Source organism: Solirubrobacter pauli, from assembly GCF_003633755.1.
In the GTDB taxonomy this organism is placed as follows: domain Bacteria; phylum Actinomycetota; class Thermoleophilia; order Solirubrobacterales; family Solirubrobacteraceae; genus Solirubrobacter; species Solirubrobacter pauli.
The window spans coordinates 3837055-3860900 of the sequence record NZ_RBIL01000001.1 but is presented as its reverse complement, the minus strand read 5'-3'; the positions used below and the strand labels follow the sequence as shown (position 1 = coordinate 3860900).

At 70.7% G+C, this 23846-nt stretch carries 24 protein-coding genes; 3 read left to right on the top strand and 21 right to left on the bottom strand.

What is annotated here, in order from left to right; genetic code table 11:
- Positions 1-13 precede the first annotated feature (13 nt).
- The 14 genes from C8N24_RS18070 to C8N24_RS18005 form a co-directional block, all read right to left on the bottom strand.
- Positions 14-2404: a penicillin acylase family protein gene (locus C8N24_RS18070; RefSeq protein WP_121252196.1), complete on the bottom strand. Its 2391-nt coding sequence runs from the start codon at positions 2402-2404 to the stop codon at positions 14-16.
- 39 nt (positions 2405-2443) lie between these two features.
- Positions 2444-3277: a tetratricopeptide repeat protein gene (locus C8N24_RS18065; RefSeq protein WP_121252194.1), complete on the bottom strand. Its 834-nt coding sequence runs from the start codon at positions 3275-3277 to the stop codon at positions 2444-2446.
- 85 nt (positions 3278-3362) lie between these two features.
- Entirely contained in the window at positions 3363-5951 is a 2589-nt protein-coding gene (locus C8N24_RS18060; protein ID WP_245971884.1) for an ATP-dependent Clp protease ATP-binding subunit, read from the bottom strand.
- 241 nt (positions 5952-6192) lie between these two features.
- Positions 6193-7638, bottom strand: a complete 1446-nt coding sequence (lysS, locus tag C8N24_RS18055) for a lysine--tRNA ligase (protein ID WP_121252192.1) — start codon at positions 7636-7638, stop codon at positions 6193-6195.
- Positions 7639-7640: 2 nt separating this feature from the next.
- Positions 7641-8117: a transcription elongation factor GreA gene (gene greA, locus C8N24_RS18050; RefSeq protein WP_121252190.1), complete on the bottom strand. Its 477-nt coding sequence runs from the start codon at positions 8115-8117 to the stop codon at positions 7641-7643.
- Positions 8118-8181: 64 nt separating this feature from the next.
- Positions 8182-9171 (bottom strand): tRNA dihydrouridine synthase, encoded by a 990-nt coding sequence (locus C8N24_RS18045; RefSeq protein WP_121252188.1) that lies wholly within the window; start codon positions 9169-9171, stop codon positions 8182-8184.
- 3 nt (positions 9172-9174) lie between these two features.
- Positions 9175-9642 carry an ankyrin repeat domain-containing protein gene (locus tag C8N24_RS18040; protein ID WP_211340011.1) on the bottom strand — a complete coding sequence of 156 codons (468 nt, stop codon included), beginning with the start codon at positions 9640-9642 and terminating at the stop codon, positions 9175-9177.
- Entirely contained in the window at positions 9624-10388 is a 765-nt protein-coding gene (locus C8N24_RS18035) for a type III pantothenate kinase (RefSeq protein WP_245971883.1), read from the bottom strand. Before C8N24_RS18035 ends, C8N24_RS18040 begins: the two co-directional genes overlap by 19 nt.
- Positions 10385-10903, bottom strand: coding sequence for a 2-amino-4-hydroxy-6-hydroxymethyldihydropteridine diphosphokinase (gene folK / locus C8N24_RS18030; protein WP_121252186.1), 519 nt, complete (start codon positions 10901-10903; stop codon positions 10385-10387). The genes C8N24_RS18035 and folK overlap by 4 nt, the downstream gene beginning before the upstream one ends.
- Positions 10900-12948, bottom strand: a complete 2049-nt coding sequence (locus tag C8N24_RS18025) for an MMPL family transporter (protein WP_121252184.1) — start codon at positions 12946-12948, stop codon at positions 10900-10902. The genes folK and C8N24_RS18025 overlap by 4 nt, the downstream gene beginning before the upstream one ends.
- Positions 12945-13445 carry a TetR/AcrR family transcriptional regulator gene (locus C8N24_RS18020; RefSeq protein WP_121252182.1) on the bottom strand — a complete coding sequence of 167 codons (501 nt, stop codon included), beginning with the start codon at positions 13443-13445 and terminating at the stop codon, positions 12945-12947. The genes C8N24_RS18025 and C8N24_RS18020 overlap by 4 nt, the downstream gene beginning before the upstream one ends.
- A 26-nt stretch (positions 13446-13471) precedes the next feature.
- Complete coding sequence (folB, locus tag C8N24_RS18015) at positions 13472-13906, bottom strand: dihydroneopterin aldolase (protein WP_121252180.1); 435 nt, start codon at positions 13904-13906, stop codon at positions 13472-13474.
- Positions 13867-14691, bottom strand: a complete 825-nt coding sequence (gene folP / locus C8N24_RS18010) for a dihydropteroate synthase (RefSeq protein WP_245971882.1) — start codon at positions 14689-14691, stop codon at positions 13867-13869. Before folP ends, folB begins: the two co-directional genes overlap by 40 nt.
- A gap of 198 nt (positions 14692-14889) precedes the next feature.
- Entirely contained in the window at positions 14890-15906 is a 1017-nt protein-coding gene (locus tag C8N24_RS18005) for a DMT family transporter (protein ID WP_170179179.1), read from the bottom strand.
- An 83-nt stretch (positions 15907-15989) separates the two neighbouring features.
- On the opposite strand from C8N24_RS18005, the gene C8N24_RS18000 reads away from it, so the two are divergent.
- The 3 genes from C8N24_RS18000 (at position 15990) to C8N24_RS17995 (ending at position 16987) form a co-directional block, all read left to right on the top strand.
- A complete protein-coding gene (locus tag C8N24_RS18000) occupies positions 15990-16481 on the top strand; it encodes an Lrp/AsnC family transcriptional regulator (RefSeq protein ID WP_121252173.1) in 492 nt (163 codons plus the stop codon).
- A 25-nt stretch (positions 16482-16506) separates the two neighbouring features.
- The gene (locus C8N24_RS34050) at positions 16507-16677 is read left to right on the top strand and encodes a hypothetical protein (RefSeq protein ID WP_170179178.1); all 171 of its coding nucleotides are present in this window, start codon (positions 16507-16509) and stop codon (positions 16675-16677) included.
- Between the two features lie 106 nt (positions 16678-16783).
- Complete coding sequence (locus C8N24_RS17995; protein WP_121252171.1) at positions 16784-16987, top strand: hypothetical protein; 204 nt, start codon at positions 16784-16786, stop codon at positions 16985-16987.
- A 60-nt stretch (positions 16988-17047) separates the two neighbouring features.
- On the opposite strand, the gene ftsH is transcribed toward C8N24_RS17995, so the two are convergent.
- From ftsH to C8N24_RS17960, 7 genes are all read right to left on the bottom strand, one after another.
- The gene (gene ftsH, locus C8N24_RS17990; protein ID WP_121252169.1) at positions 17048-19039 is read right to left on the bottom strand and encodes an ATP-dependent zinc metalloprotease FtsH; all 1992 of its coding nucleotides are present in this window, start codon (positions 19037-19039) and stop codon (positions 17048-17050) included.
- A gap of 138 nt (positions 19040-19177) precedes the next feature.
- Positions 19178-19708 carry a hypoxanthine phosphoribosyltransferase gene (gene hpt, locus C8N24_RS17985; protein WP_121252167.1) on the bottom strand — a complete coding sequence of 177 codons (531 nt, stop codon included), beginning with the start codon at positions 19706-19708 and terminating at the stop codon, positions 19178-19180.
- Positions 19709-19719: 11 nt separating this feature from the next.
- Positions 19720-20934, bottom strand: a complete 1215-nt coding sequence (gene tilS / locus C8N24_RS17980) for a tRNA lysidine(34) synthetase TilS (protein WP_121252165.1) — start codon at positions 20932-20934, stop codon at positions 19720-19722.
- On the bottom strand, positions 20931-22100 hold the full coding sequence (locus tag C8N24_RS17975) for an adenylate/guanylate cyclase domain-containing protein (RefSeq protein WP_121252163.1): 1170 nt from the start codon (positions 22098-22100) through the stop codon (positions 20931-20933). The genes tilS and C8N24_RS17975 overlap by 4 nt, the downstream gene beginning before the upstream one ends.
- 7 nt (positions 22101-22107) lie before the next feature.
- A complete protein-coding gene (locus C8N24_RS17970) occupies positions 22108-22533 on the bottom strand; it encodes an SCP2 sterol-binding domain-containing protein (RefSeq protein WP_121252161.1) in 426 nt (141 codons plus the stop codon).
- Positions 22534-22535: 2 nt separating this feature from the next.
- Entirely contained in the window at positions 22536-23120 is a 585-nt protein-coding gene (locus tag C8N24_RS17965; protein ID WP_121252159.1) for a hypothetical protein, read from the bottom strand.
- A 16-nt stretch (positions 23121-23136) separates the two neighbouring features.
- The gene (locus C8N24_RS17960) at positions 23137-23631 is read right to left on the bottom strand and encodes a hypothetical protein (RefSeq protein WP_211340010.1); all 495 of its coding nucleotides are present in this window, start codon (positions 23629-23631) and stop codon (positions 23137-23139) included.
- Between the last annotated feature and the right edge of the window lie 215 nt (positions 23632-23846).

Sequence of the window (23846 nt, the reverse complement as noted above, 5' to 3'; positions counted from 1 at the left end):
CGCCCGAGTCGCCTCAGCGCGGACGATGCCGGTCGAACGAGATGACCTGCTGGATCCCGCTCGGGCGGTTCGTGTAGCGGATCGTCGTCGGTAGGAGCCCCGGTCGGAACGCGATGCGCTCGCGCGTCGCGTCCGCCCGGAGCGCGTCCGGCTCACCGGGCACCGCGTCGAGCGCCGCCCAGATCGCGGCGGCGCACCGGGCGGCGTCGCCCGCGCCGCAGTAGCGCTCGTTGAAGGGGTCGCGGTAGCGGTTGCCGGCGAGCCGGCCGAGGTCCTTCTCGAGGTACCAGAAGCCGCCGTCGGTGAAGTCGCTGCTCGTGCCGGAGTCGTCGCCGACGAAGGCCTGGACCCCCTCGACCGGCATCGCCGCCGCCCACAGCCGTGGGTAGAAGGCGTCCCAGATGGCGGGGGCCGGGCCGGCGTCGATCACGCCGTCGAGGTCGCGGTCCAGGCGTGAGGAGCCGGCGGCCCGCCAGCCGACGAGCCACTCGAGCATCCGCGCCGCGCGCGGCGTGGCACCGGTCGGGTGTGCCTTCAGCAGGCGCTCGAGGATCGGGGTGAGCGCTTCGCTGCGCAGGTCCGTCGTGGCGGCGGCGTTCATCGCACCCGTGACGGAGGCGAGGTCGTGCTGGCGGCGCTTGGCGATCCCCGCGTCGAGCATCCGCACGCGCTGGGTCGAGCCGTAGCTCCAGTTGTCGTCGGCGGCGCCCCACCCGGGCGCCGGGCGGTTGTTCCAGTTCACGAGCGCGCCCGTCGGCGGATTGACCTGGAACGGGCGCTTGGACGGGGCGAGGAAGCCGCGCCATTCGTACTCGCCGGTGCCCTTGACGGGGAGCCGCGGGTCGACCGACTTCGGCCGGACCGGCAGCCGGCCGGCGGAGTACATGGCAATGTCGCGGTCGTCCGCGTAGCCGACGTTGAACGTGAACGGCGAGGACGCCAGCGACTCGCGGAACGTCGCCGCCGACTTGACCTTGCCGACCGTGAGGTCGCGGAACGAGAGCTGCCAGAGCACGTCCTGGCCGAAGCTCGCGCGCTTGCGCGAGACGGCGACCGTGCGGCCCTTGACCTTCGCGTAGCCGACGACCGGGCCGTGCACGGTGGTCCGGTAGACGACGCGCCCGACGTCCTTGATCGTGCCCGCGTCGACGCGGCCCATCGTCCGGCAGCGGCCCTTGTAGCGGTACTTGGCCTTCGAGCCGCCGCACAGCGTCTCGACGTAGGTGTCGACCACGTCGGACCCCGCGGACGTGAGCGACCACGCGTAGTCCTGGCCGCGGCCGATCAGGATGTTGCCGGCGAAGCCCGGCGCCGTCGCGCCGCGCGCCTGCCCGCCCGGCCAGCTGATGTCGGCCTCGAGCGTGAGGCCGGGGTAGGTGTAGCCGATCTGCGGGCCGCCGACGAACAGCGGGTGGCCGGTCGTCGACCGCCGGCCGCTGACGATCAGGAAGTTGCTCGCCCAGTCCGGCACCTTCGAGGCGCGCGCGAGGCCCTTCGGCCCGGTCGGCGTGAAGGAGCCGGCGTCCAGCACGGCGTTGCCGCGCCCGGCGAGGTTCTTGTGGCCGTAGCGGAACGTCTTGGTCATCGTCGACGGCGCGTCGCGATCGTCGAACTCGCTGAAGTCGTCGAACATGCGGTTGCCGCGCGCGGTGCCGTAGCGCTTGCGCAGGCTGGACAGGAACTCCGAGCGGCGCGCCTCGTCCCCGCCGCCCTCGCCGAAGATCTCGCCGGTCACGGCGTTGGCCGCGAACACGTCCACGCGCGTCCACGGCTTGGCCGTGCTCTTCTCGGCCTTCAGCCGCGCGTTGATGCCCTGCAGGTAGACGTCGATGTCGTGCAGCAGCGCGCGCCCGGGCGCGCCGGCCTGGCGCAGCGCCCGCAGGCCGTTGCGCTCGATCATGCGGTCGACGGCCTTCGTCGGCGTGTACTGGCGCAGGTTGATGACGAGGCCGAAGGCGTAGATGTTGGGCGCGTCGATCGCCGCCAGCCGCGCGGCGTCGCGCGCCTGGGCGAGCAGCAGGCCGCGGTCCTGCTGGAGCAGCCACCCCATCGCCCACGTGACGTCGTCGCGCGAGCGGCCGGTGATGTGCGGCACGTTGAAGCGGTCCCGCACGACGGTGACGCCCGCGCGCGGCATCGGCTCCGGCCGCGCCGGGCCGTCGGGCCCGACCCCGAAGCCCGCGTACTTGAACGTGCGCAGCAGGTCATCGGCGCTGACCTGGTCGAACAGCGGCGTGAGCGCGTCGTACATCCGCGCCTGCTCATCCGCGCCGGGCGGGATCGGGACGGACCCGTACTGGCCGGACGGGATGATGTTGCGCGCGAAGGCGGCGTAGTCCTCCGCGGCCGCCGGGGCCGCGAGGACAAGGAACGCCGCCGCGGTGATCGCAGCGACTCTGGACATCCGCGGCACGCTACTGCCGCGGACGTCCGCGTGCGGCGCCTAGTTGTCCTTGGCGGTGAGCGTCGCGAGGTTCTCGATCGCGAGCTCGTCGCCGCGGGCGGCGGCGCGCTGGAGGACCTGCTTGGCCTCGTCCGTGCGGCCGAGGTCGGCGAGCAGCACGCCGAGGTTGTTCTCGGCGTCGGTGTCGCCCAGCTCGATCGCCTCGCGGTAGAGCCGCTCGGCCTCCTCCTCGGAGTCCTCGTACTCGCTCAGGAGGTTCGCGAGGTCGATCTTCGCGGCCGGCGACCCGGCGTCGGACGCGGTGCGCAGCAGCGCCTCGGCCTCTTCCTCGCGCTCCTGCTCGACGAGCAGCGTCGCGAGCACGATCGTCGCGTCCTCCTCGCCCTGCTCGATCGCGGCGCGCAGCAGGCGCTCGGCCTCGGCCTCGTCACCCTCGAGGTCCTCGATCAGGAGGATCGCCAGCTCGACGAGCGCCTCCGGCTCCTCCTCGGACGCGACGCGCAGCGCCGCCGCCGCCTCCTCGAAGCGCTCGGTGTCGCGCAGCAGCAGGCCGAGGTTGTAGTGGCCGGCCGGCTGGCCGTGGCGGATGGCGGCGCGGTACTGCTCCTCCGCCTCCTCGACGCGCTCGAGGTCCCAGAGCGCGGTGCCGAGCGGGATGTGCGCGTCCGGGTCGCCGCCTTCGACGACGCCGCGCAGGATCGGCTCCGCCTCCGCCGCGCGGTCGATCTGCACGAGCAGGTCGCCCAGGTAGTAGGCGCCGTCCTCCTCGCCTTCCTCCACAGCCTTGCGGTAGGCCTCTTCGGCGGCCCGCAGGTCGCCCTCGTCGTAGGCGCTCTGCCCGCGCGCGATCCACGGGGTCAAATCAGTGCTCATCAGGCCTCCCCTTCTAGCAGGCGACGCCTTAACGAAAGCGGGCGCCCCGTAGGGCGCCCGCTTCACGAATCACTGTGCGTGAGGACTAGGACTCGTCCGACGGCGGAACGGCCGGCGTGTCCAGCGCGCCGGTGTCGTCGACCGGCTCGCCGTCCTCTTCCTTGCCGCCGCCGACCGGGACCGGCGTCTTCTCGGGCTTGACGATCGAGAGGGTGACCTCCTCGTCGGAGCCCTCCGGCGCCTTGTCGACCATGACGGTCGCGCCCGGGACCAGCTCGGAGCGCAGCACGAAGTCCGCGAGCGGATCCTCGATGTAGCGCTGGATCGCCCGGCGGAGCGGACGGGCACCCATGCTCGGGTCCCAGCCCTTCTCGACCAGGAAGTCCTCGGCCTCCTCCGTGAGGTCCAGCTGCAGCTCGCGCTCCGCCAGCGACGTGCGGATGCGACGCAGCAACAGCTCGACGATGGTCTTGATCTCTTCCTTGGTGAGCTTGTGGAAGACGATCACGTCGTCGATGCGGTTGAGGAACTCAGGCCGGAAGACCTTCTTGAGCTCGCCCATGATGCGGCCCTTCATGTCGTCGTACGAGATTCCGGTCTCGTCGTCCGACACGGCGAAGCCGAGCGGCGTGTTGCGCGCGATCTCGCCCGCCCCGATGTTCGAGGTCATGATCACGATCGCGTGGCGGAAGTCCACCGTGCGGCCCTGCGAGTCGGTCAGGCGACCGTCCTCAAGGATCTGCAGGAGGATGTTGAAGACGTCCGGGTGGGCCTTCTCGATCTCGTCGAGCAGGAGCACCGAGTACGGCTTGCGCCGCACGGCCTCGGTGAGCTGGCCGCCCTCGTCGTAGCCGACGTAGCCCGGAGGCGAGCCGACCAGACGGGAGACCGCGTGCTTCTCCATGTACTCGGACATGTCGATCCGGACCATGGCCTCTTCGTCCCCGAACAGGAACTCCGCGAGCGTCCGCGCCAGCTCCGTCTTGCCCACGCCCGACGGGCCCAGGAAGATGAACGAGCCGGTCGGCCGCTTCGGGTCCTTCAGGCCGGCACGCGAGCGGCGGATCGCCTTCGAGATGACCTCGATCGCGTTGTGCTGGCCGATGACGCGCTTGTGGAGCTCGTCCTCCATGCGCATCAGCTTCTGGGTCTCGGCCTCGGTGAGCTTGAAGACCGGGATGCCCGTCCACATCGAGACGATGTCGGCGATCTCCTCCTCGCCGATCGACGGACGCTCTCCGCCTTCGCCCGACTCCCAGGCGTCCTCGAGGTCGCGCTTCTTGTTCGTGAGCTGACGCTCGCGATCGCGAAGGTGCGCGGCCTTCTCGAACTCCTGGTTCTCGATCGCGGCTTCCTTGTCGCGGCGCGTCGTCTCGATCTCTTCCTCGAGCTCCCGGTACACGGGCGGGGAGGACATCGACTTGATGCGCATGCGCGAGGCGGCCTCGTCGATGAGGTCGATCGCCTTGTCCGGGAGGAACCGGTCGGAGATGTAGCGGTCGGCCAGCTCCGCCGAAGCCTCGAGGGCCTCGTCGGTGATGTTGACCTTGTGGTGCGCCTCGTACCGGTCGCGCAGGCCCTTGAGGATCTGCACGCACTCCTCGAGCGACGGCTGGTCGACGGTGATCTTCTGGAAGCGACGCTCCAGCGCCGAGTCCCGCTCCAGGTACTTGCGGTACTCGTCGAGGGTCGTCGCGCCCACCGTCTGCAGCTCGCCACGGGCGAGGGCCGGCTTCAGGATGGAGGCGGCGTCGATCGCACCCTCCGCGGCACCCGCGCCGACGAGGTTGTGGAGCTCGTCGATGAACAGGATGATGTCGCCGCGCTGGGTGATCTCCTTCATCACCTTCTTGAGGCGCTCCTCGAACTCGCCGCGGTACTTGGAGCCCGCGACCAGGGCGGCAAGGTCGAGCGTGTAGATCTGCTTGTTCTTGAGCAGCTCCGGCACGTCGCCGTTGGTGATCCGCTGGGCCAGGCCCTCGACCACCGCGGTCTTGCCGACCCCCGGCTCGCCGACGAGCACGGGATTGTTCTTGGTGCGCCGCGAGAGGATCTGCATGATCCGCTCGATCTCCGTCTCACGCCCGACGACGGGGTCCAGCTTGCCGTCGGCCGCCAGCTTGGTCAGATTGCGACCGAACTGGTCCAGCAGCTTGGAGGACTTCTTCTCGCCGGTGCCCGCGCCGCCGGAGCCCGTGGCCTGCTGGCCCTGGCCCCCGCCTTGCGGACGGCGGCCGCCCGGCCCCGAGAGCATCCGGATGACCTCGTTGCGGATCTTCTCGGAGTCCGCGTCGAAGTCGAGCAGGATGCGCGCGGCCACGCCCTCGTTCTCGCGAACGAGGCCGAGCAGGATGTGCTCGGTGCCGATGTAGTTGTGCCCCAGGGAGAGAGCCTCACGCAACGCCAGCTCGAGCACCTTCTTCGCGCGCGGCGTGAAGGGAATCTGGCCTGAGGTCACCTCCTCGCCGGAGCCGACGATGCGGACCACCTGGGCGCGGACGCGCTCCACGGTGATGTCCAGGGACTCGAGTACGCGTGCGGCGAGGCCCTCCTCCTCTCGGAGGAGACCCAGGAGGATGTGCTCGGTCCCGATGTAGTTGTGCTTGAGCGTCCGCGCCTCCTCCTGGGCGAGGACGACCACCTGACGTGCTCGCTCTGTGAATCGCTCGAACATGGTTTGGGGAGCTTCCTTCCTTACTAGTGCTCGCCTAGCGCTCGGTCGTTCTGGTGGTCTCTAAGTAGTTGGGAGGGCAGTGACGGAATGGCCCAAGAGACGAAAATACCCCGGCTCTCATCCGTATATGCGGCGCGGACACCGGAACGGATCAGGGCTCGGGGCACGTCTGAGGCCATACCCCAGTCTACCAACGGTTGGGGACCTTGATCATGCTCGGACGATCGGTCGAAACGGGCGACTACTTGAGCGCCGGGAAGAGGACGACCTCGCGGATCGTCTTCTGACCCATCAGGAGCATCGTCAGCCGGTCGATGCCGATGCCGATCCCGCCCGTCGGCGGCATGCCGTGCTCGAGCGAGAAGATGTAGTCCGTGTCGAACGGCGGAGCGTTCTCATCGCCCGCCGCAGCGTGACGCACCTGTTCTTCGAACCGTGCGCGCTGGTCGTCCGGGTCGTTGAGCTCGGAGAACGCGTTCGCGACCTCCATACCGTTGACGAACGCCTCGAACCGCTCGACCAGGCCCTCGTGCTCGCGGTGGCGCTTGGCGAACGGGGACAGCTCGACCGGGTAGTCGTGCAGCAGCGTCGGCTCGATCAGCGTCGGCTCGACGTGCTTGGAGACCAGGTAGTCCACGAGCGCCGCCCAGTTGGGCTCGTCGGGGATCTCCATGCCGGCCTCGCGCATCGCGCCCTGCAGCGACTCGAGCGTGCGGTTGGCGAGCACGTCGATGCCGACCCGCGACTGGATCGAGCCCGCCAGCGTCTCGCGCTTGAACGGCTTGGCGAACACGTCGGAGCCGACGGCCTCGCCCACGGCGCGCAGCATCCGCTCCGCGCGCTCGGCGACGACCTCCCAGTCCGCGTACGCCTCGTACCACTCGAGCATCGTGAACTCGGGGTTGTGCTTGGGGCTCAGACCCTCGTTGCGGAAGTCCTTGCCCAGCTCGTACACGCGCTCCAAGCCGCCCACGATCAGGCGCTTGAGGTACAGCTCGGTCGCGATGCGCAAGTACATCGTCTTCTCGAGCGCGTTGTAGTGCGTCACGAACGGGCGAGCGAGCGCGCCGCCGTAGATCGGCTGCAGCACCGGGGTCTCGACCTCGATGAAGCCCTCGTCGTCGAGGAAGCGTCGGATCGCGGACACGATCTTGGCGCGTGCGATGAACAGGTCCCGCGTCTCGGGGTTCGCGATCAGGTCCAGCTCGCGGTGGCGGAAGCGCGTCTCGGTGTCCGTGAGGCCCGAGTGCTTGTCCGGCGGCGGGCGCAGGGACTTCGCCAGCAGCGTCCACTCCGTCACGAGGACGGACAGCTCGCCGCGGCGGGTCTTGAAGATCGTGCCCTCCGCGCCGATCAGGTCGCCGAGGTCCATCGTGAGGAGCCGCTCGAACGCCTCGTCGCCGAGCACGTCGCGACGCGCCTGCAGCTGGATCCGGCCCGTGCGCTCGTCGAGATCCAGGAAGGCCATCTTGCCCTGGCCACGCCGCGCGTGGAGGCGGCCGGCCACGCGCACCCGCGCGTCCGTCTCCTCACCGTCGGCCAGGCCCTCGTGGGGCGCCTTCGCGTCCGCGACCGACGTCACGTCCGGGTAGGCGTGCGGGAACGGCTCGACGCCCGCCTCGCGCAGGCTCTCGAGCTTGCGACGGCGGACGGCGAGGAGCTCTGAGGTCGACTCCTCGGTCGACACTGCTACGCGACTTCGATCTTGTCGACCGTCAGCTCGCGCTGCTTGCCGCTCGGGAGGGTCACCTTGACCTTGTCGCCCTGCTTGCGGCCGACGAGCGCCTTGCCGACCGGCGACTCGTTGGAGAGCTTGTTCTCCGACGGGTTCGCCTCGGTCGAGCCGACGATCACGTACGTGAGCTTCTTGCTCTTGTCATCGGTGACCTGCACCTGGGAGCCGACGCGGACGACGTCCGCGGAGAGCTCCTTCGCGTCGATCACCGACGCCGAGCGCAGCTTGTCCTCGAGGGTCATGATGCGCGCCTCGAGCATCGCCTGCTCGTTCTTGGCGTCGTCGTACTCGGAGTTCTCGGAGATGTCGCCGAACTCCCGCGCTTCCTTGATGCGCTCCGCCACCTCGCGACGCTTGGTGGTGGAGAGGAACTCGATCTCCTTCTTGAGGTTCTCGAGGCCTTCGGGGGTGAGGAGGACGTCCTTCTGCATGCTGCGTCAGTCCTTCTACGGGGCTGAAGATGGAAACGGCCCGCTCGGCAGGCGGACCGGGGCTCTACACCTCGAGAGGCGCGGAGGGCGCGCAGGATAGCAACAGCACCTCGCGCTGCTGCTCAAGGGTGTCTGCCCGCTGAAGGGCGTCTTGAACCGACTTCGGCGCGCCGAGCCGCTCGATGTACCACGGGTGGAACTTCTTCAGGTAGCGCGCCGCGCGCTCTTCGCCCAGATGCTCCTCCGCGCGGTCGATCACCCAGTGCCACTCGCGCAGGATCTCCTCCGCCGACGGGTCCTCGTCGCGCGCGCCCAGCACCTGCGCGAACAGCCACGGGTTCCCGAGCGCGCCCCGCGCCAGCATCACGGCCGCGCAGCCCGTGTGCTCGAACACCCAGCGGATGTGCTCCGCGCCCTCCATGCCGCCCGAGACGATGACGGGCACCGGCAGCTCCTCGACCAGCTCGCGCGCGAGGTCGTAGTCCGGCGTGCCCTTGTGGCGCACGGCGGCGCTCCGCGGGTGGAACGTGATCCCGGCGACGCCGGCCTCGTCGACCAGCCGGCGCGCCACCTCGAGCCCTTCGACGCCGCCCTGCTTGATCGACGCGCGCAGCTTGACGGTGACCGGCAGCCCGGAGCCCTCGCGCGCGGCCTTGGCCACCGCGACCGCGGTGTCGGGGTCCTTGATCATCGCCGCGCCCGCCCCAGTCTTCATCACCTTCGGGACCGGGCAGCCCATGTTCAGGTCCAGGATGTCCGCCCCGACCCGCGCCACCTCGGCGGCGGCGCTGCGCATGATCTCCGGGTCGTGCCCGAACAGCTGGATGGCGAGCGGCCCCTCCTCGGGGTGCACCCGCAGCAGCTCCTTGTGCGTCTTCTCGTTCCCGTAGTGGATCGCGAAGCTCGACACCATCTCCGACACCGCGAGCCCGGCGCCGAACCGCTTGGCCTGCAGGCGCACGAACCAGTTCCCGATCCCGGCCAGGGGCGCGAGCATCACGCGGTTGGCGATCGTGACGTCGCCGATCTGCCAGGGGTCGGTCAAGGAGCGCATCGCTTACCCAGAGTAGGAGGACACCCAGGCGAGGACGGAGGGATGACCGGCGGCGCGTCCCTCGATCCAGGGGGCCGGCACGGCGCCGCGTTCGAGCAGCCGCGCCGCCGCGGCCCACTGCTCGTAGCCCACCGCGTCCTCCAGGGCGGTGCCGTCCGCAATCGTGCCGCCTCGCGCTTCGAGGTCGGCGCCGAGGTCGACCAGCGCGTCCAGCAGCGCCACGTCGTCGGCGCTCGCGGCCCAGTGCAGCGGCGTCTCGTCGTGCTCCGGCCCACCGAACCGGGCGTTCACGTCCGCGCCCGCCGCGACCAGGATCGCTGCCAGCTCCGGCGCGCCCTCGCGATGGCCGGGCCAGTCGGCGAGCATGTGCAGCAGGGTGCGGACGCCGTCGGGCCGGGCCGTCGCGAGCGACGGGTCCGCGGCCAGCGCGGACCGCAGGCGCGCCGGCGAGGCTAGGAGTTCCGCTCCCAAATGATCCGCAGCCCGGTGAGCGTGAGGAGCTCGTCGGCGAGGTCGATCGACGTGCAGTGCGGGACGACCGCGCCGGCGAGGCCGCCGGTCGCCAACGTCATGAAGTCGCCGAGCTCGTCGTGCAGGCGGCCGATGATGCCGTCGACCATCCCGGCGAAGCCGTAGAGCACGCCCGCGCGGATCGCGTCGACCGTGGACTTGCCGATCAGCGCGCGGGGCGGGGTCAGGTCGATCGTCGGCAGGGCCGCGGCGCGCGCGCTCAGCGCCTCGAGCGAGATCTCGACGCCCGGGAAGATCACGCCGCCCAGGTACTCGCCGCTCGCGCTCACCACGTCGTGGGTGACGGCCGTGCCGAAGTCGACGATCACGCACGCGCCGCCGGCCCGCTCGTACCCCGCGACCGCGTTCACGAGCCGGTCCGGCCCGATCTCGCGCGGGTTGTCGTAGCGGATCGGCATGCCGGTCTTCAGGCCCGGGCCGACCAGCAGCATCTCGTGCGAGAGGTAGCGCGCCGCCATGCCCACCCACTGCGGCCGCAGCGACGGCACGGTCGCGCTCACGATCGAGGCGTCGAGATCCGCGAACTCGAGCCCGCGCAGCGCGAGCAGCGCCCGCAGCGCCGCGCCGAGCTCGTCCGAGGTGGACTCGCGCACGGTCGCGAAGCGCCAGTCGTGGATCAGCTCCTCACCGTCGTAGACGCCGAGGTGCGTCTGGGTGTTGCCGACGTCGACGACGAGCAGCTTCACGGACCGACCTCCAGCGGCGGCCCGGCGACCGTCACCTCCTGGCCCTCGATCAGGTCGAGCGCCAGCACCGCCGGCCCGCGCCCCGGCACCTCGAGGTCCGGCGCGAGCTCGAGCAGCGGGACCAGCACGAAGCGGCGCGACGTCACCTCGCGGTGGGGCAACGTCAGCCGCTCCGACGAGTACTCCATGTCGCCGAGCAGCAGCAGGTCGACGTCGATCGCCCGCGGCCCGTGCTTGACGTAGCCATCCTCCCCCAGCTGGGTGCGGCCGAAGGCGCGCTCGACCGCCTTGCAGGCGTCCAGCAGCCGCTCCGGACCCAGGCGCGTCTCGATCCGCAGCACCGCGTTGAAGAACGCGCGCTGCTCGAGCACCTCGCCCACGGGCTCGGTCTCGTAGACGCTCGAGGACGCCAGCACGACGACGTCGTGCGTCCACAGCGCCTCCACCGTCGCCTGCAGGTTCGTCCGGCGGTCGCCGACGTTGGAGCCCAGTCCGAGGTAGCCGATCTCGTTCACGCGCCCCGCAGTCTGCCCATTCTGCGCGGGACCCACCAGTTCCAATCGCCCAACAGCCGCATCAGGGCCGGGACGAGCAGCGCCCGGACGATCGTCGCGTCGATCAGGACGGCCATCGCCACGCCGAACCCGAGCTGCTTGATGAAGATCACCGAGGCCGTCACGAAGCAGCCCAGCGCGACGACCATCAGCGCGGCCGCGAACGTGACGATCCGCCCCGTCCGCTGCAGCCCGAGCGCGACGGCCTCCTCGTTCGAGTGGCCGTGGTCATGCAGCTCCTTGATGCGTCCGAGCAGGAACACGCCGTAGTCGGTCGAGAGGCCGAACGCGACCGCGAACAGCAGCACCGGCTGCGAGGACTCGATCGCCCCCTGCGAGTCGAACCGGAAGAGCCACTCGAGGTGCCCGTCCTGGAACACGAGGACCATCAGCCCGAACGCCGCGCTGATCGTCAGCAGGTTCATGATCAGCGCCTTCACCGGCAGCACGACCGACCGCAGCATCACGAACAGGATCACGAGCGTCGTCGTGCACAGCAGGATGAGCGCGGTCGGCAGGTGGTCGCGCAAGGACGCCTGCTGGTCGACGAACTGCGCCGTCTGCCCGCCGACCCAGAAGTCGAACGGCGCCTCCACCGCCCGCACCTCGGCCACGAGGTCCTTCGCCGCCGCGCCCAGCGGCTCCCCCGGCGCGATCAGGTCGATCCGGCCCTCGGACACGCGCGGCGGCTCGACCGGCGCGGGCAGCTGCGCCGCGAACCGCCGCAGCTCGGCCTCCGACACGCCCGGCCGCACGGCCACGTACACCGGCGACGTCTCGCTGGGTGGGAACTCGGCCTTGATCGCGTCGTCGACCACCCGGGCGCTCTGCTGCTCGGGCAGCACGGACGCGTCCACCCCGGTGAACTCGATCCGCAGGAACGGCAGTCCCAGCGCGATCAACAGCACCGCCGCGCCGATCGCGAACGGCGCCGGCCGGCGCATCACCCGCCGCGAGTGGCGATACCAGAAGCCGGACCTCTCCGCCGCCGCCTCGCGGGCGATCGCGTCCTTCCAGCGCCGCGGCCCACCCGCGTTCACGCGCTCGCCCAACGCGCCCAGCAGCGCCGGCAACAGCGTCAGCGACACGCCCGCGGCGATCAGCGCGCACAGCGCCCCGCCCACGCCCATCGAGTACAGGAACCGCTGCCGGAAGACGATCAGCGCGGCCAGCGCGGCGGCCACGGTCACGGCGGAGAACAGCACGACGCGCCCGGCGGTGCGCATGGTCTGAGCGAGCGCCTCCTCGCGGGAACGCCCGGCCGCCAGCTCCTCCCGGAAGCGGGAGACCATGAACAGCGAGTAGTCGATCGCCAGCCCCAGCCCGAGCCCGTTGACGAGGTTGAGCGCGTAGATCGACATCGGGTTGACGTGGCTGTTGATCAGCCGGATGGCGAGGAAGGTCAGCAGGATCGTCGCCCCGCCCACGGCCAGCGGCAGCAGCGCCGACACCGCGCTGCGGAACACGATCAGCGACAGCAGGAACAGGATCGGGAACGCGATCAGCTCCGCGCGCAGGATGTCCGCCGACACCTGGTCCCCCACCTGCGGCGCGGCGATCGCGCCGCCGCCCAGCGTCACCCAGTCGTACCGGTCCAGCCGGCGCTCGATCGCGTCGGTCGCGTCGCGGTCGTCCCGGCGGTACGTCGCCAGCAGGTAGGTGGAGCGCCCGTCGCGGGAGACGAGCCGCCGGTCGCCGCCCGGCTGGTACGCGACCACCGACGCCACGCCGGGATGCCGCATCGCCGCCGCGACCAGCCGGATCCGCTCCTGCCCGGCGGACGAGTCCGCCGTCGCGCCCAGCCGCACCAGCGCGACCAGCTGCGGCGCCGCGTACGTCCCCGTCGCTGCGACCACCGCGTCGCGCGCGGTCACCGCCTCGGCCGACGGGTCGTCGAAGTCGTTGGCGTTGCCCAGCTCCCCGAACACCGGCAGCGCGAACACCGCGGCGACGAGCACCATGATCAGCGAGCCGAGCAGGATCGGCCGCCGGCGGCGGTAGATCACTCCGGGTAGACCCAGTCGACCTCGAGCATCGAGACGACGTTGAAGAGCATGCCGTCGCCGAAGAAGCCCCAGGTCTCTTCCGGCGCAACGCCCGCCAGGGCGGCGACGTGGTCGCGCAGCCCGAGGAACTTCGAGCGCACGTACGCGCGGATCTCCGGGTCGGCGACCGCGTACGCGCGCATCTGGAACAGCAGCGCGTGGCGGTCGGGCAGGAGCTCCTCGCCGTAGGCGTGGCCCATCGTCGCGAAGCGCTCCACCGGGTTCGTACCGGCGACCGACTCGGCGAACACGCCTTCGACGCGCTCGAAGCAGCGGTCGACGCAGGCCTCGTAGAGCCCGCGCTTGGTCTTGAACAGCCGGAACAGGTACGGCTGCGAGACGCCCGCGTCGCGCGCGATCGTCTCCGTCGACGTGCCGTCGAACCCGCCCTCGGCGAAGTGCCGGAACGCGATGCCGACGATCTCCTCGCGACGCGCCTCTGCGGACATCCGGGCCATGACTACACCCCGTATGTTAGTGACCACTAACGTTCTTCACGCCAGACTTCGACCGACACCTCTTCGACCGGCAGCGGGATCGGCGGCTCGGGCTTGCTCGCCTTCACCGTCACGCTGATCGCCCCGAACTGGGACGCCAGCCGGTCCGCGATCACCGCGCACAGCCGCTCGAGCGTCCGGTAGGACTGCTGCTGCGCGACGAGCGCGATGACCTGGCAGACCTCGCCGTAGTCGATCGTGTCCTCGACGCGGTCGGTGATCAGGGCGTCCGGCTCACCGACGTCGAAGCGCACGTCGACGAGGATCCGCTGCCCGACCTTGCGCTCCTCGGCGGTGACGCCGTGGTGCGTGTAGAGGGAGAGCCCGACGATCTCGATGGTGACGCCGACTTCGAGGCCTTCCTCGTCGTCGTCATCGTCTTCTAGCTCGTCGTCGTACTCGTCGGGCTCTTCGTCGGCCATGCCGCGAAAGTAGCAGCCGCGACCTTGAGCGCGTCCGCGACGGCGGCGACGTCGTGCACGCGGAAGACCTGCGCGCCACGCTCCAGCGCGATCACGCACGTGGCGACGGTGCCGTGCACGCGCTCGGTCACATCTCTGCCGGTGAGGCGGCCGATGAACGTCTTGCGCGACGTGCCGATCACGAGCGGGCGCCCGAGCGCGGCCAGCTCGTCGAGCCGCGCGAGCAGCTCCAGGTTGTGCTCGAGCGTCTTGCCGAAGCCGATGCCGGGATCGAGTGAGATCCGCTCCTCGCGGATGCCCGCGGCGACGGCCGCCGCCATCCGCTCCTCCAGGAACGCCTTCACCTCGGAGACGACGTCCGTGTAGCGCGGGTCGCGCTGCATCGTGCGCGGCTCGCCGAGCATGTGCATCAGGCAGCAGTCGAGCCCGCGGTCGGCGACGAAGCCCGCCAGCTCCGGGTCGTGCCGGAAGGCGGAGACGTCGTTGACGTAGCCGGCGCCCGCCGCCACCGCGGCCTGCGCCACGTCGAGCTTCATCGTGTCGATCGAGACGCGCGCGACGTCGCGCAGGCCCTCGACGACGGGCACCACGCGCGCCTGCTCGTCGCCCGCCGGCACCGGGTCCGCCCCGGGGCGCGTGGACTCCCCGCCCACGTCGAGGATCGCGGCGCCCTCGGCCGCGAGCCGGCGGCCATGCGCGATGGCTTGGGCGGCGTCGTCGAACTGCCCGCCGTCCGAGAAGGAGTCGGGCGTGACGTTGACCACGCCCATGATCTCGAAGTCCACGGGCTTAAACGCTACCGGCCGCCTTGCGGGCGGCCGGTACGCGGACATGCGGGTTTCAGGGACTGCGACTACCAGACGGAGGAGGAGGGGTTTCCGGCAGCCACAGGGGTCGAGGAGGAGGGGAGCTCCCGAACCACGGGGACCACATACGTGTGAGGAGTCACGCTGCGGGAGGTTCGGGGGAGGAGGAGGGTCATGTCAGTGAGAGGGAGGAGGGTTGCTGCTTGATACGTAGCTTCCTCCCCTGGGGCCCTCCGTGTGAGGGAGGTGGCTGGCGTCCCGCCGTGCGGCAGACCGCACCGGGTGGGTGCGGTGCGTCCGCCCTTCGTGGCGGCGGTCCGTCACCGCGAGCGCGACCGGCTTGCGCTTGGGCGCCGTGCTGAGCGCGATGCCACTCAGGATCACCAGGCCGCCGAGCAGCTGCACCGGGCCGAACGGGTCCCCGAAGGCCAGCGCGCCGGTGGCGGCGCCGACCAGCGGCTCCAGGTTCAGGAACGCGCCCGCGAGCTGCGGCGCCACGCGTGACTGGCCCCAGGCGAACAGCGCGAACGGCAGCAGCGTGCCCGCCAGGATCAGCGCGAGCAGCGCGGCGACCGGTGCGAGGCTGGCCGGCGCGGCCGGCACGCCCTCGACGATCGCGTTCGGCACGCCCGCGAGCGCGCCCGCGAACATCTGCACCGCGGTCATGGCGATCGGGTTCTGCCCGCGCAGCAGCTGCGACTGGACGACGACGAACGTCGCGCTCACCACGGACGAGGCCAGCATCAGCGCGTCACCGCCGAGCGTCGCGCCGCCACCACCGCCGCCCGCCACGATCCCCACGCCCGCGAGCGCGAGCGCGAAGCCGACCCAGGCCAGCGGCCCGGCGGAGCCCTTGCCCGTGGCCGCGCTGATGAGCGCGACGAGCGCCGGCACCGCGCCGATGATCAGCGCCGCGTGGCTCACGCTCGTCGCGTGGATGCCCGCGTTCTGCAGGATCACCACGACGCCGTAGCCGATCGCGCCCGCGAAGAGGATCTTCGGGGTGAAGGCGCGGCGGAGATCACGCCGGCTGACGAGCGCGAGCAGTGGAGCGGCGGCGGCGAAGCGGACGACCGTCAGCCAGCCGCCCGGGAGCCAGTCCAGCGCGACCTTCGACAACGGGACGGTGAGCCCCCAGAGCAGACCGGCGGCGACGAGGGCGAACAGAGCGGAATGACGGCGAACGAGCTGCATGACGAGATCAGTATCGGCGCCAAACGCTTGCGGCTTGTGTGGATCGCTTGGATCCATGCAGGAACGAAATATTCTTTTGTTTCATGGCCATCCAACTTGACGAAATCGACGTTCGATTGCTCAGGGAGCTCGAGCTGGACGCCGACCGCCCCAACGTGGAGCTGGCGCGGATCATCGGCCTCTCGCCCGCCGCGACCCTCAACCGGGTCCGCCGGCTGAAGGAGTCGGGGGTGATCCGCAAGATCGCCGCGCGGCTGGACTCGGCCGCGGCGGGCTTCACGCTGCAGGTCTACGTGATGGTCACGCTCGCCCGCCACGACGAGGCGGCCGAGAAGCGCTTCAACGCGGAGGTGGCGGCGATCGACAACATCATCGCCGCCGACTCCGTGGCCGGCGAGACCGACGCGCTGCTGATGATCGCCGCGCGGGACGTCGGCGAGCTGCAGCTCGTCCTCTCGCGCCTGAGCACGCGCGGGGGCGCGCAGCGCCTGATCACGCTGCTGCGGCTGGGCGAGCTGAAGCCTTCATCGCCGCTGCCCGTACGTGCGACATCCGTCCAGACACGTCGAGCGTGAGCCACGGGAGGTCGATCACCAGAACATGGAGATCCAAGCCAGCGCGGCAATGATGATCCAGGCGAACAGCCTGGACGCGGTACGTCAGACGATGGCTTCCGCTCAGGCCCAGCAGCAGCGGGCCACCACCCCGCAGGAGCACGCGGACGTCGTCCTGCAGCTCTCGGCGGCGGCGCAGCAGCTGCTCGTCAAGTAACGCCCGGTCGGGCTAGCCACACCTCGCAGGGGGGACCACCGGCCACGCCTTTGGCGTGGTCGCACCCCCGCGTATCAGGACCCGGGGCGCGATCCTCTACTCCACGATGTCCGCCCACGACTTCCACAACCAGCTCCTCGAGCTCCGCGCCGAGCGCGCCCTCGCCGAAGAGACCGGCGTCGCGCACATCCGCTCCTACATGGACGACCTCGACCGCGACATCGCGCGCTCGCGCGCCGCGTACGTCGGCGCCGCCGTGACGGAGATCGCGACGCTGCGGGCCCAGCTGTCGGGCCCGCAGGTCGGCTAGCGCGCCTGGGCCCCACCCGTCAGGTCGGATGATCGGGGTGGGGCGGAGGGGATGCTTGCCTTACGCTGGCTTTTCGGGGTGACCGCGGAACTCCGCGGCGCCACCGGCGAGGCCCGGGCGCGGGATGGTGCGCTTGGGCTGCTCACGGTCACGCGTCACCGCACCGGGAAGTTCGGGACGCTCCGGGCCGGGCGGTACCTCTTCGGCCCGCTCGCCCCAGATCTCGAGCTCGGTCTTGCCGTCGAGCAGCGCGACGAACTGGTCGGCCTCGATCGTCTCGCGCTTGAGCAGCAGCTCGGAGATCGACGCCAGGTGCTCGCGGTGCTCGGCGAGGATGTCACGGGCGACCTGGTGGGCGCCCTCGACGATCCGGCGGATCTCGTCGTCGATCTCACGCGCGATCTCGTCCGAGTAGTCCGGCTCGGAGCTGAACTCGCGGCCGAGGAACGGCTGCCCGTGATCGTGGCCGAAGACGCGCGGCCCGAGCTTCTCGCTCATGCCGAAGCGCATGACCATCTGCTTGGCCGTGGCGGTGACCTTCTCGAGGTCGTTCGACGCGCCCGTGGTGATCTCGCCGAAGATGATCTCCTCCGCGGCACGGCCGCCGAGCGTCATCGCCATCGTGTCCAGCAGCTCGGCGCGCGTGGTGAGGAACTTGTCCTCCGACGGCATCGAGATCGTGTAGCCGAGCGCCTGGCCGCGGCTGATGATCGAGATCTTGTGGACCGGGTCGGCGTGCTCGAGGAAGTGGCCGACGAGCGCGTGCCCCATCTCGTGGTACGCGGTGATGAGCCGTTCCTTCTCGCCCATCACGCGGGTCTTCTTCTCCGGACCGGCGACCACGCGCATGATGCCCTCTTCGAGCTCCGTCTGCGTGATCTCCTTCTTGCCCGTGCGGGCGGCGAGGAGGGCGGCCTCGTTGACGAGGTTCGCCAGGTCGGCACCGGTGAAGCCGGGCGTCTGGCCGGCGAGCGTGTCGACGTCGATGCCCTTGGCCAGCGGCTTGCCGCGGGTGTGGACCTCGAGGATCTTCGCGCGGCCCTTGCGGTCCGGGCGGTCGACGGTGATCTGACGGTCGAAGCGGCCGGGGCGCAGCAGCGCGGGGTCAAGGATGTCGGGCCGGTTGGTGGCCGCGATCATGATGATGTTGTCCTTGGCCTCGAAGCCGTCCATCTCCACCAGGAGCTGGTTCAGCGTCTGCTCGCGCTCGTCGTGACCGCCGCCCATGCCGGCGCCGCGGTGACGGCCGACGGCGTCGATCTCGTCCATGAAGATGATGCAGGGCGAGTTCTGCTTGGCCTGCTCGAAGAGGTCGCGCACGCGGGACGCGCCCACGCCGACGAACATCTCGACGAAGTCCGAGCCGGAGATCGAGAAGAACGGGACGCCCGCCTCACCCGCGACGGCACGCGCGAGGAGCGTCTTGCCGGTGCCGGGAGGCCCGTAGAGCAGCACGCCCTTCGGGATCCGGGCGCCGAGCGCCTGGAACTTCTTGGGGTTCTCGAGGAACTCCTTGATCTCGTGCAGCTCCTCGACGGCCTCGTCGGCGCCGGCCACGTCGCGGAACGTGATCTTCGGGGCGTCCACGCTCATCCGCTTCGCGCGGGACTTGCCGAAGGACATGACCTTCGACCCGCCGCCCTGGACCTGATTCATCAGGAAGATCCAGAAGCCGATGAAGATCAGGATCGGGAAGACGTACGTCAGCAGCGACAGCAGGACGTTCGAGCGCGCGGGCTTGATGTCGAACGAGTTGATCTTGCGATCGTTCTCGGCCGCCCGGAGCTGGTTGATCAGCACCGCGCCGGATTCGCCCTGCACCCAGCCGATCGTGTACTTCTTCGGGTCGGCACCCTTGAGGGTGACCTCCGCCGAGTTGTCCTTCGTGCGCAGGACGACGTTGTCGATGTCGCCGCGGTCGAGCTGCTTGATGAAGGTGCTGTACGGCGTCTTGGGCGCCTCGTTACCGCTCTGGATGAGCTTGGAGGCGAAGAAGGCCAGCACGATCACGATCAAGATCGGGAAGGCTGCGCTCTTGAAGAAACGACTCATGAGTGAGCGCGCTTCCAGCGCGCAGGGGTGGCACGGCGAGTCAAGGGAATCAAGGCTACCAGGGGTATCGCAGGTCCAAAGGGGGTTGGCGCAGTGTGGTGCGGCTACCTATGGCGTGGCTAATGGGACCTTCACCCGTCAGTCCGTGAGCGCCAGCGTGGCGACGTACGGCAGCCCGCGATAGCGCTCGGCGTAGTCGAGCCCGTAGCCGATGGCGAACTTGTCGGGGATCTCGAAGCCGGTGTACCGAACGGGGAGGTCCACGCTGCGACGGCTCGGCTTGGTCAGCAGCGCGCACACCTCGAGGCTCGCCGGGCCGCGGGCCTCCAGCGTGCGGATGAGGTACTGGAGTGTCAGACCGCTGTCAACGATGTCCTCGACGATCAGGACGTGGCGGCCCTCGAGCGGGGCGTCGAGGTCCTTGAGGATGCGCACGACGCCGCTGGACTCGGTCGACGACCCGTACGAGGAGACCGCCATGAAGTCGATCTCGCAGCTGACGTCCAGGTGGCGCATCAGGTCCGCTAGGAACAGCACGGCGCCCTTGAGGACCCCGATCAGCAGCAGGCTCTTGCCTTCGTAGTCGGCGGTGATCTGCTCCGCCATCTGCTTGATCTTGTGCTGCAGCTCGTCGGCTTGGACGAGGATCTCGCCGATCTCTTCGCTCACGCCGCCGCAGTCTAAGACCCGGGAGACCAATGCAGGCGCGCGCGGAGCTTCGTCGCGGCGTTTACACGAAATCGTGCACCGGTCGCGACGCCCGGCACCCAGGCGATCTCGCCCTCGGAGAGCACGACCGGCAGCTGGTGGCGCGCGGCCCGGGGCACCTTGCGGTCGGTGAACAGATCCTGCAGCGACTTGGTGCCGTCGAGGCCGAGCGGCCGCATCCGGTCCCCCGCCCGCCAGGGCCGCACGTCGAGCGAGGCGGCGAGCGCGTCGGCGGCCAGCGTGCCGTCGGCGACGTCGAACGCGCCCAGCTCGGCGGTCACCACGCCGCCGGCGAACGCGACCTCGCCGGGCACCGGGAGCCGCGCCGGTGCGACCGCCGCACGGGACGGCTCCCCCTCGAGCGGCTCGGCGCGCACCCGGCCGTACTCCACGGTCACGCGCGCGCCCGGCAGGTCGACGTGGCCGGTCCCCCCGCGGCGTGCCAGCGCGAGGATCTCCTCCATGTACCGCGCGGGCGCGACGCCGGCGACCCGCTGGACGGTGAGCCGCGCGAGCGCGGGCGAGAGCGTGGTGAGGTCGGCGTCCGGGTCGATCAGCGCGTCGAGCACCTCGGCCTCGTCGCGCAGCTGGGCGAGCGTGTCGGCGACGTTGGCCTCCGCGGCCGGGTGCAGCTCGAGGATCGCCCGGATGCGCCCGCGCGTGGAGGTCGGGTTGCTCGCGTCGTCGACGTACGGCCGCTCGCGCTCGGCGCAGTAGGCGGCGGTCTCCGCCCGCGTGACGCCGAGCAGCGGCCGGACCACGCGCCCGCTCCGCGCTTCCATGCCGAGCAGCGCGCGCCGCCCGGGCGACGCGATCAGCCGGTAGAGCACCGTCTCGGCCTGGTCGGTGGCCGTGTGGCCGGTGGCGATCGCACCCTCGAGCGCGTGCGCGGCCGCGTACCGGACGTCACGCGCCCACGCCTGCACGTTGCCCTCCGGCACACCCGCCCGGCGGACCTCGAGCGGTACGCCGAGCCGCGCGCACAGCGCCACGCAGTGCGCCTCGTCGGCGTCGGCCTCGGCCCGCAAGCCGTAGTTGACGTGCAGCGCTCGCACCGGCCCGGCGAGCCGCACGGCGAGGTCGAGCAGGCACACGGAGTCGCGTCCGCCGGACAGCAGCACGACGGTCGGCCCGGCGAGCAGCCCGGTCGCCGCGACGCGCGCCTCGACGTCGGCGGCGACGCTCATCGCACCGCCGCGTGGGCCAGGAACAGCTCGGTCGCGTCGTCGAAGCCCTTCAGCTTCACCTCGCCGATCGGCTGGAAGCCGAGGTGGCGGCCGGCGACCGCGCGCACCTCGCGCGTCACCAGGACCTCGCCGCCGGTGGCACGGGCGGCCACTCGTGAGGCGAGGTTCACGGCGCGGCCGTAGTAGTCGCCGTCGCGGTAGAGGACCGACCCCGCGTGCAGGCCGATCCGCGGCAGCGGCCGCTCGGTCTGAAGCGCCTGGAACCCGACCGCCCAGTCCACGAGCGCGCCGAGGTCGGTGCCGACGATCATGACCTCGTCGCCGATCGTCTTGATCACGCGCGCGTCCTCCGGGAGCGTCTCGGTGACGAGCTCGACGAAGCGCTCGACCACCTCGAGCGCCTCCTCCTCGCCCACCTCCTCGGTCAGGCGCGTGTAGCCGGCGAGGTCGGCGAAGCAGATCGCGACGCGCATGCGGCCGAGGGCGGCGTCGTCGGCGACGAGCTCCAGGTGGCCGACGACGTCCTGCTCGAGGAAGTGCCGCAGCAGCCGCGTGTGCAGCGACTCCATGATCGGCCCGGACAGCGGCAGCAGCTCGCTGGCGAGCCCCGACAGCTCCTCGGCCATCTCCAGGACGGGCGCGCCGTCGCGGATCATCGGCTCGTGGACGAAGAGGTGGAAGAGCTTGACCTCCGCGTCCGCGATCTGGGCGAGCGCCTGCCCGTAGACCCGCACGATCTGCAGGAAGGCGACGAGCGGCAGCCCCGCGTCCAGCACGGCGCCGAACGCCCGCAGCAGCTCGAGGTCGTCGTCGCTGAGCGCGTCCAGCGAGGCGGCCGGGAAGCCCGCGGCGGTCCAGATGCGGCGGATCAGCTCCGCCTCCATCCCGGTGGCCTCGACCGCCTCGTCGAGCGTGCGCGGCGCGCTCTCGTCGCCGAACAGGTCCTCCAGATACCCGTACGCGAGCCGGCCCTGCTTGGCGGCGCCGCGGACCTCGGCCAGCGAATGCCCCCGCGCCCGCATCCGCGCGACGATCCGGGCCTGGGCGAGCGCCGCCGGCGTCCAGTGCCCGTCGCGCAGCGGCACGATCCCCTCCGCCACCCAGCGGCGCAGGGTGGCGGGTGAGACGTTGAGCGCGCGGGCGACGTCGGTCAGCGAGTCGGCCATCGCGTCCCTACACGAGCAGGTGCGGCTTCTCCCGCTCGAGGTACTCGCGGTACTGCGCGTAGATCGGCTTGGTGATCGGGATCAGGTCCAGGGCCGCCTTCATGTCCCCGCCCGTCTTGATCCGCCGCCGCGCGACGGCCATCGCGACGTTCTCCTTGCCCTGGAAGTAGCGGTTGGCCACCTCCGAGGACATCGTCATGCGGACCTTCGGCTTCCAGTCGACGTCCTCGGACCACTCCCAGTGCAGGTTGCCGTCCTCGCCCTCGCCCGCCGCGCGGATGTTGACCACGACGTCGAAGTCGCTGAACTCGAACTGCTGCGGGGTGTCGGCGTCCCGCAGCTTCGGCCCCATCTCCGCGTCCGAGTCCATCATCGAGAAGACCGCGTCCATCACCTCGCGCAGCTCTTTGGCGGACTCGAACGAGGCGCTCATGCTCAGGCGGCCGGCTTCGGGGTCGGCTTGGCGGCCTCGGGCTTCGCGGACGCGGCCGCCGGCTTGGTGATGGCCGGCTTGGGCGCCGCCGGGTTCTTCGCCGCGCGCTTGGCGGGGGTGCGCTTGCGCGCCGCCGCCGGCTTCTTCGCCGCTGCAGCGGGCTTGGTCGCGATCGCGGGCTTCGGCGCGGCCGGCGCCTTGGCGACCGGCTTGCGCGCCGCGCTGCGCTTGCGCGCCGCGGGCTTCTTCGCCGGCACCGTCGGCTTGACCGGCGCGGGCTTGGCGGCCGCGGACTTGTCGCCGCCGCCGGGGCGGAGCTCGAGCGAAGCGACGCGGGACGCGAGCGCCTCGACCTCGCTGCGCAGGCTCTTGACCTCGTCGAGCACGCGCAGGTCCTCGAGCGTGTGCCGGACACGCCCGGCCGCCGCGGCGATCTCCTCGACGATCTCGCGCGTGCGCTCGCGGGTCACGTTGGCACCCTCGGCGGAAGCACGCAGCGTGCTCTCGACCGCGGCGCGCAGGGCCGCGACGGGATCGTCGCCGCCCTTCTTGTCCTTCTTCTTCTTGTCCTTGTCCTTCTTCGCCATGTCGGGCCGAACCTTATTAGGAGTTCTTCTTCGCTGCCGCGCGCTTGCGGGCCGGTTTCGGTGACGGCGCGTCGACGGCGAGCCGCTCCTGCTCACGCGGGACCGGGGGCGGGACCGCGTCGATCGCGTCCGACACGTGCGAGACGTCGCGCGAGACCTTGGACAGCTGGCCCTCCAGCGCGGCCAGGCGCTCGGCGAGCGCCTCGTTGGCCCCGAGCTTCTCCGTCAGCCGGTCGACGCCGTCCTGCAGGCGGTCCAGCGACTCCTCGATGCCCTCGAGCCGGGTGCTGACGGTCCGCAGCCGCCGCGTGAGCCGGTCGATGTCCGCCGCGGACGGGAGGTTGAGCGCCCCCATCGCGGCCTCCTGCGCCTGCACCGCCTTCTCGCGGGCGGAGAATGCACGCGTGATTGCAGAGTTGATCAGCGGGTTCTCGAGCAGGTCGGTCGCGAGCTTCCCCAGCGCTTCCTCGCCCTGCTTGGACACTCGGTCGCGGAAGCCATCGTCTGCCATCCCAAGCAACTCCTTATCGAACGTGTATGTAGCGGACGGTACCTTAGGCGGCGAGGAGCAACGTCTCTGTGCCTCAACCTGAGGTTGAGACTACACAAAGTGGCAACTCGAACTGCGACTCGGACCGAGCAGAATCGCCAGGATTACCCGTTCTCCGTTGTTGCAGACACGAGATGCCGCTAGCTTGCCCAACATTCCGGGGCGTCCAGGCCCCG

Coding starts and splice junctions, on each gene's coding strand:
- C8N24_RS18000 (WP_121252173.1), top strand. CDS start 15,990: ATGGCCATCCAACTTGACGAAATCGACGTTCGATTGCTCAGGGAGCTC.
- C8N24_RS17975 (WP_121252163.1), bottom strand. CDS start 22,100: ATGGCCGACTCGCTGACCGACGTCGCCCGCGCGCTCAACGTCTCACCC.
- folB (WP_121252180.1), bottom strand. CDS start 13,906: ATGGCCGACGAAGAGCCCGACGAGTACGACGACGAGCTAGAAGACGAT.
- C8N24_RS18005 (WP_170179179.1), bottom strand. CDS start 15,906: ATGCAGCTCGTTCGCCGTCATTCCGCTCTGTTCGCCCTCGTCGCCGCC.
- C8N24_RS18060 (WP_245971884.1), bottom strand. CDS start 5,951: ATGTTCGAGCGATTCACAGAGCGAGCACGTCAGGTGGTCGTCCTCGCC.
- ftsH (WP_121252169.1), bottom strand. CDS start 19,039: ATGAGTCGTTTCTTCAAGAGCGCAGCCTTCCCGATCTTGATCGTGATC.
- C8N24_RS17970 (WP_121252161.1), bottom strand. CDS start 22,533: ATGAGCGCCTCGTTCGAGTCCGCCAAAGAGCTGCGCGAGGTGATGGAC.
- C8N24_RS18065 (WP_121252194.1), bottom strand. CDS start 3,277: ATGAGCACTGATTTGACCCCGTGGATCGCGCGCGGGCAGAGCGCCTAC.
- C8N24_RS18070 (WP_121252196.1), bottom strand. CDS start 2,404: ATGTCCAGAGTCGCTGCGATCACCGCGGCGGCGTTCCTTGTCCTCGCG.
- C8N24_RS17960 (WP_211340010.1), bottom strand. CDS start 23,631: ATGGCAGACGATGGCTTCCGCGACCGAGTGTCCAAGCAGGGCGAGGAA.
- C8N24_RS18045 (WP_121252188.1), bottom strand. CDS start 9,171: ATGCGCTCCTTGACCGACCCCTGGCAGATCGGCGACGTCACGATCGCC.
- C8N24_RS17965 (WP_121252159.1), bottom strand. CDS start 23,120: ATGGCGAAGAAGGACAAGGACAAGAAGAAGAAGGACAAGAAGGGCGGC.
- tilS (WP_121252165.1), bottom strand. CDS start 20,934: ATGAGCGTCGCCGCCGACGTCGAGGCGCGCGTCGCGGCGACCGGGCTG.
- C8N24_RS18020 (WP_121252182.1), bottom strand. CDS start 13,445: ATGGCCCGGATGTCCGCAGAGGCGCGTCGCGAGGAGATCGTCGGCATC.
- C8N24_RS17995 (WP_121252171.1), top strand. CDS start 16,784: ATGTCCGCCCACGACTTCCACAACCAGCTCCTCGAGCTCCGCGCCGAG.
- greA (WP_121252190.1), bottom strand. CDS start 8,117: ATGCAGAAGGACGTCCTCCTCACCCCCGAAGGCCTCGAGAACCTCAAG.
- C8N24_RS34050 (WP_170179178.1), top strand. CDS start 16,507: ATGGAGATCCAAGCCAGCGCGGCAATGATGATCCAGGCGAACAGCCTG.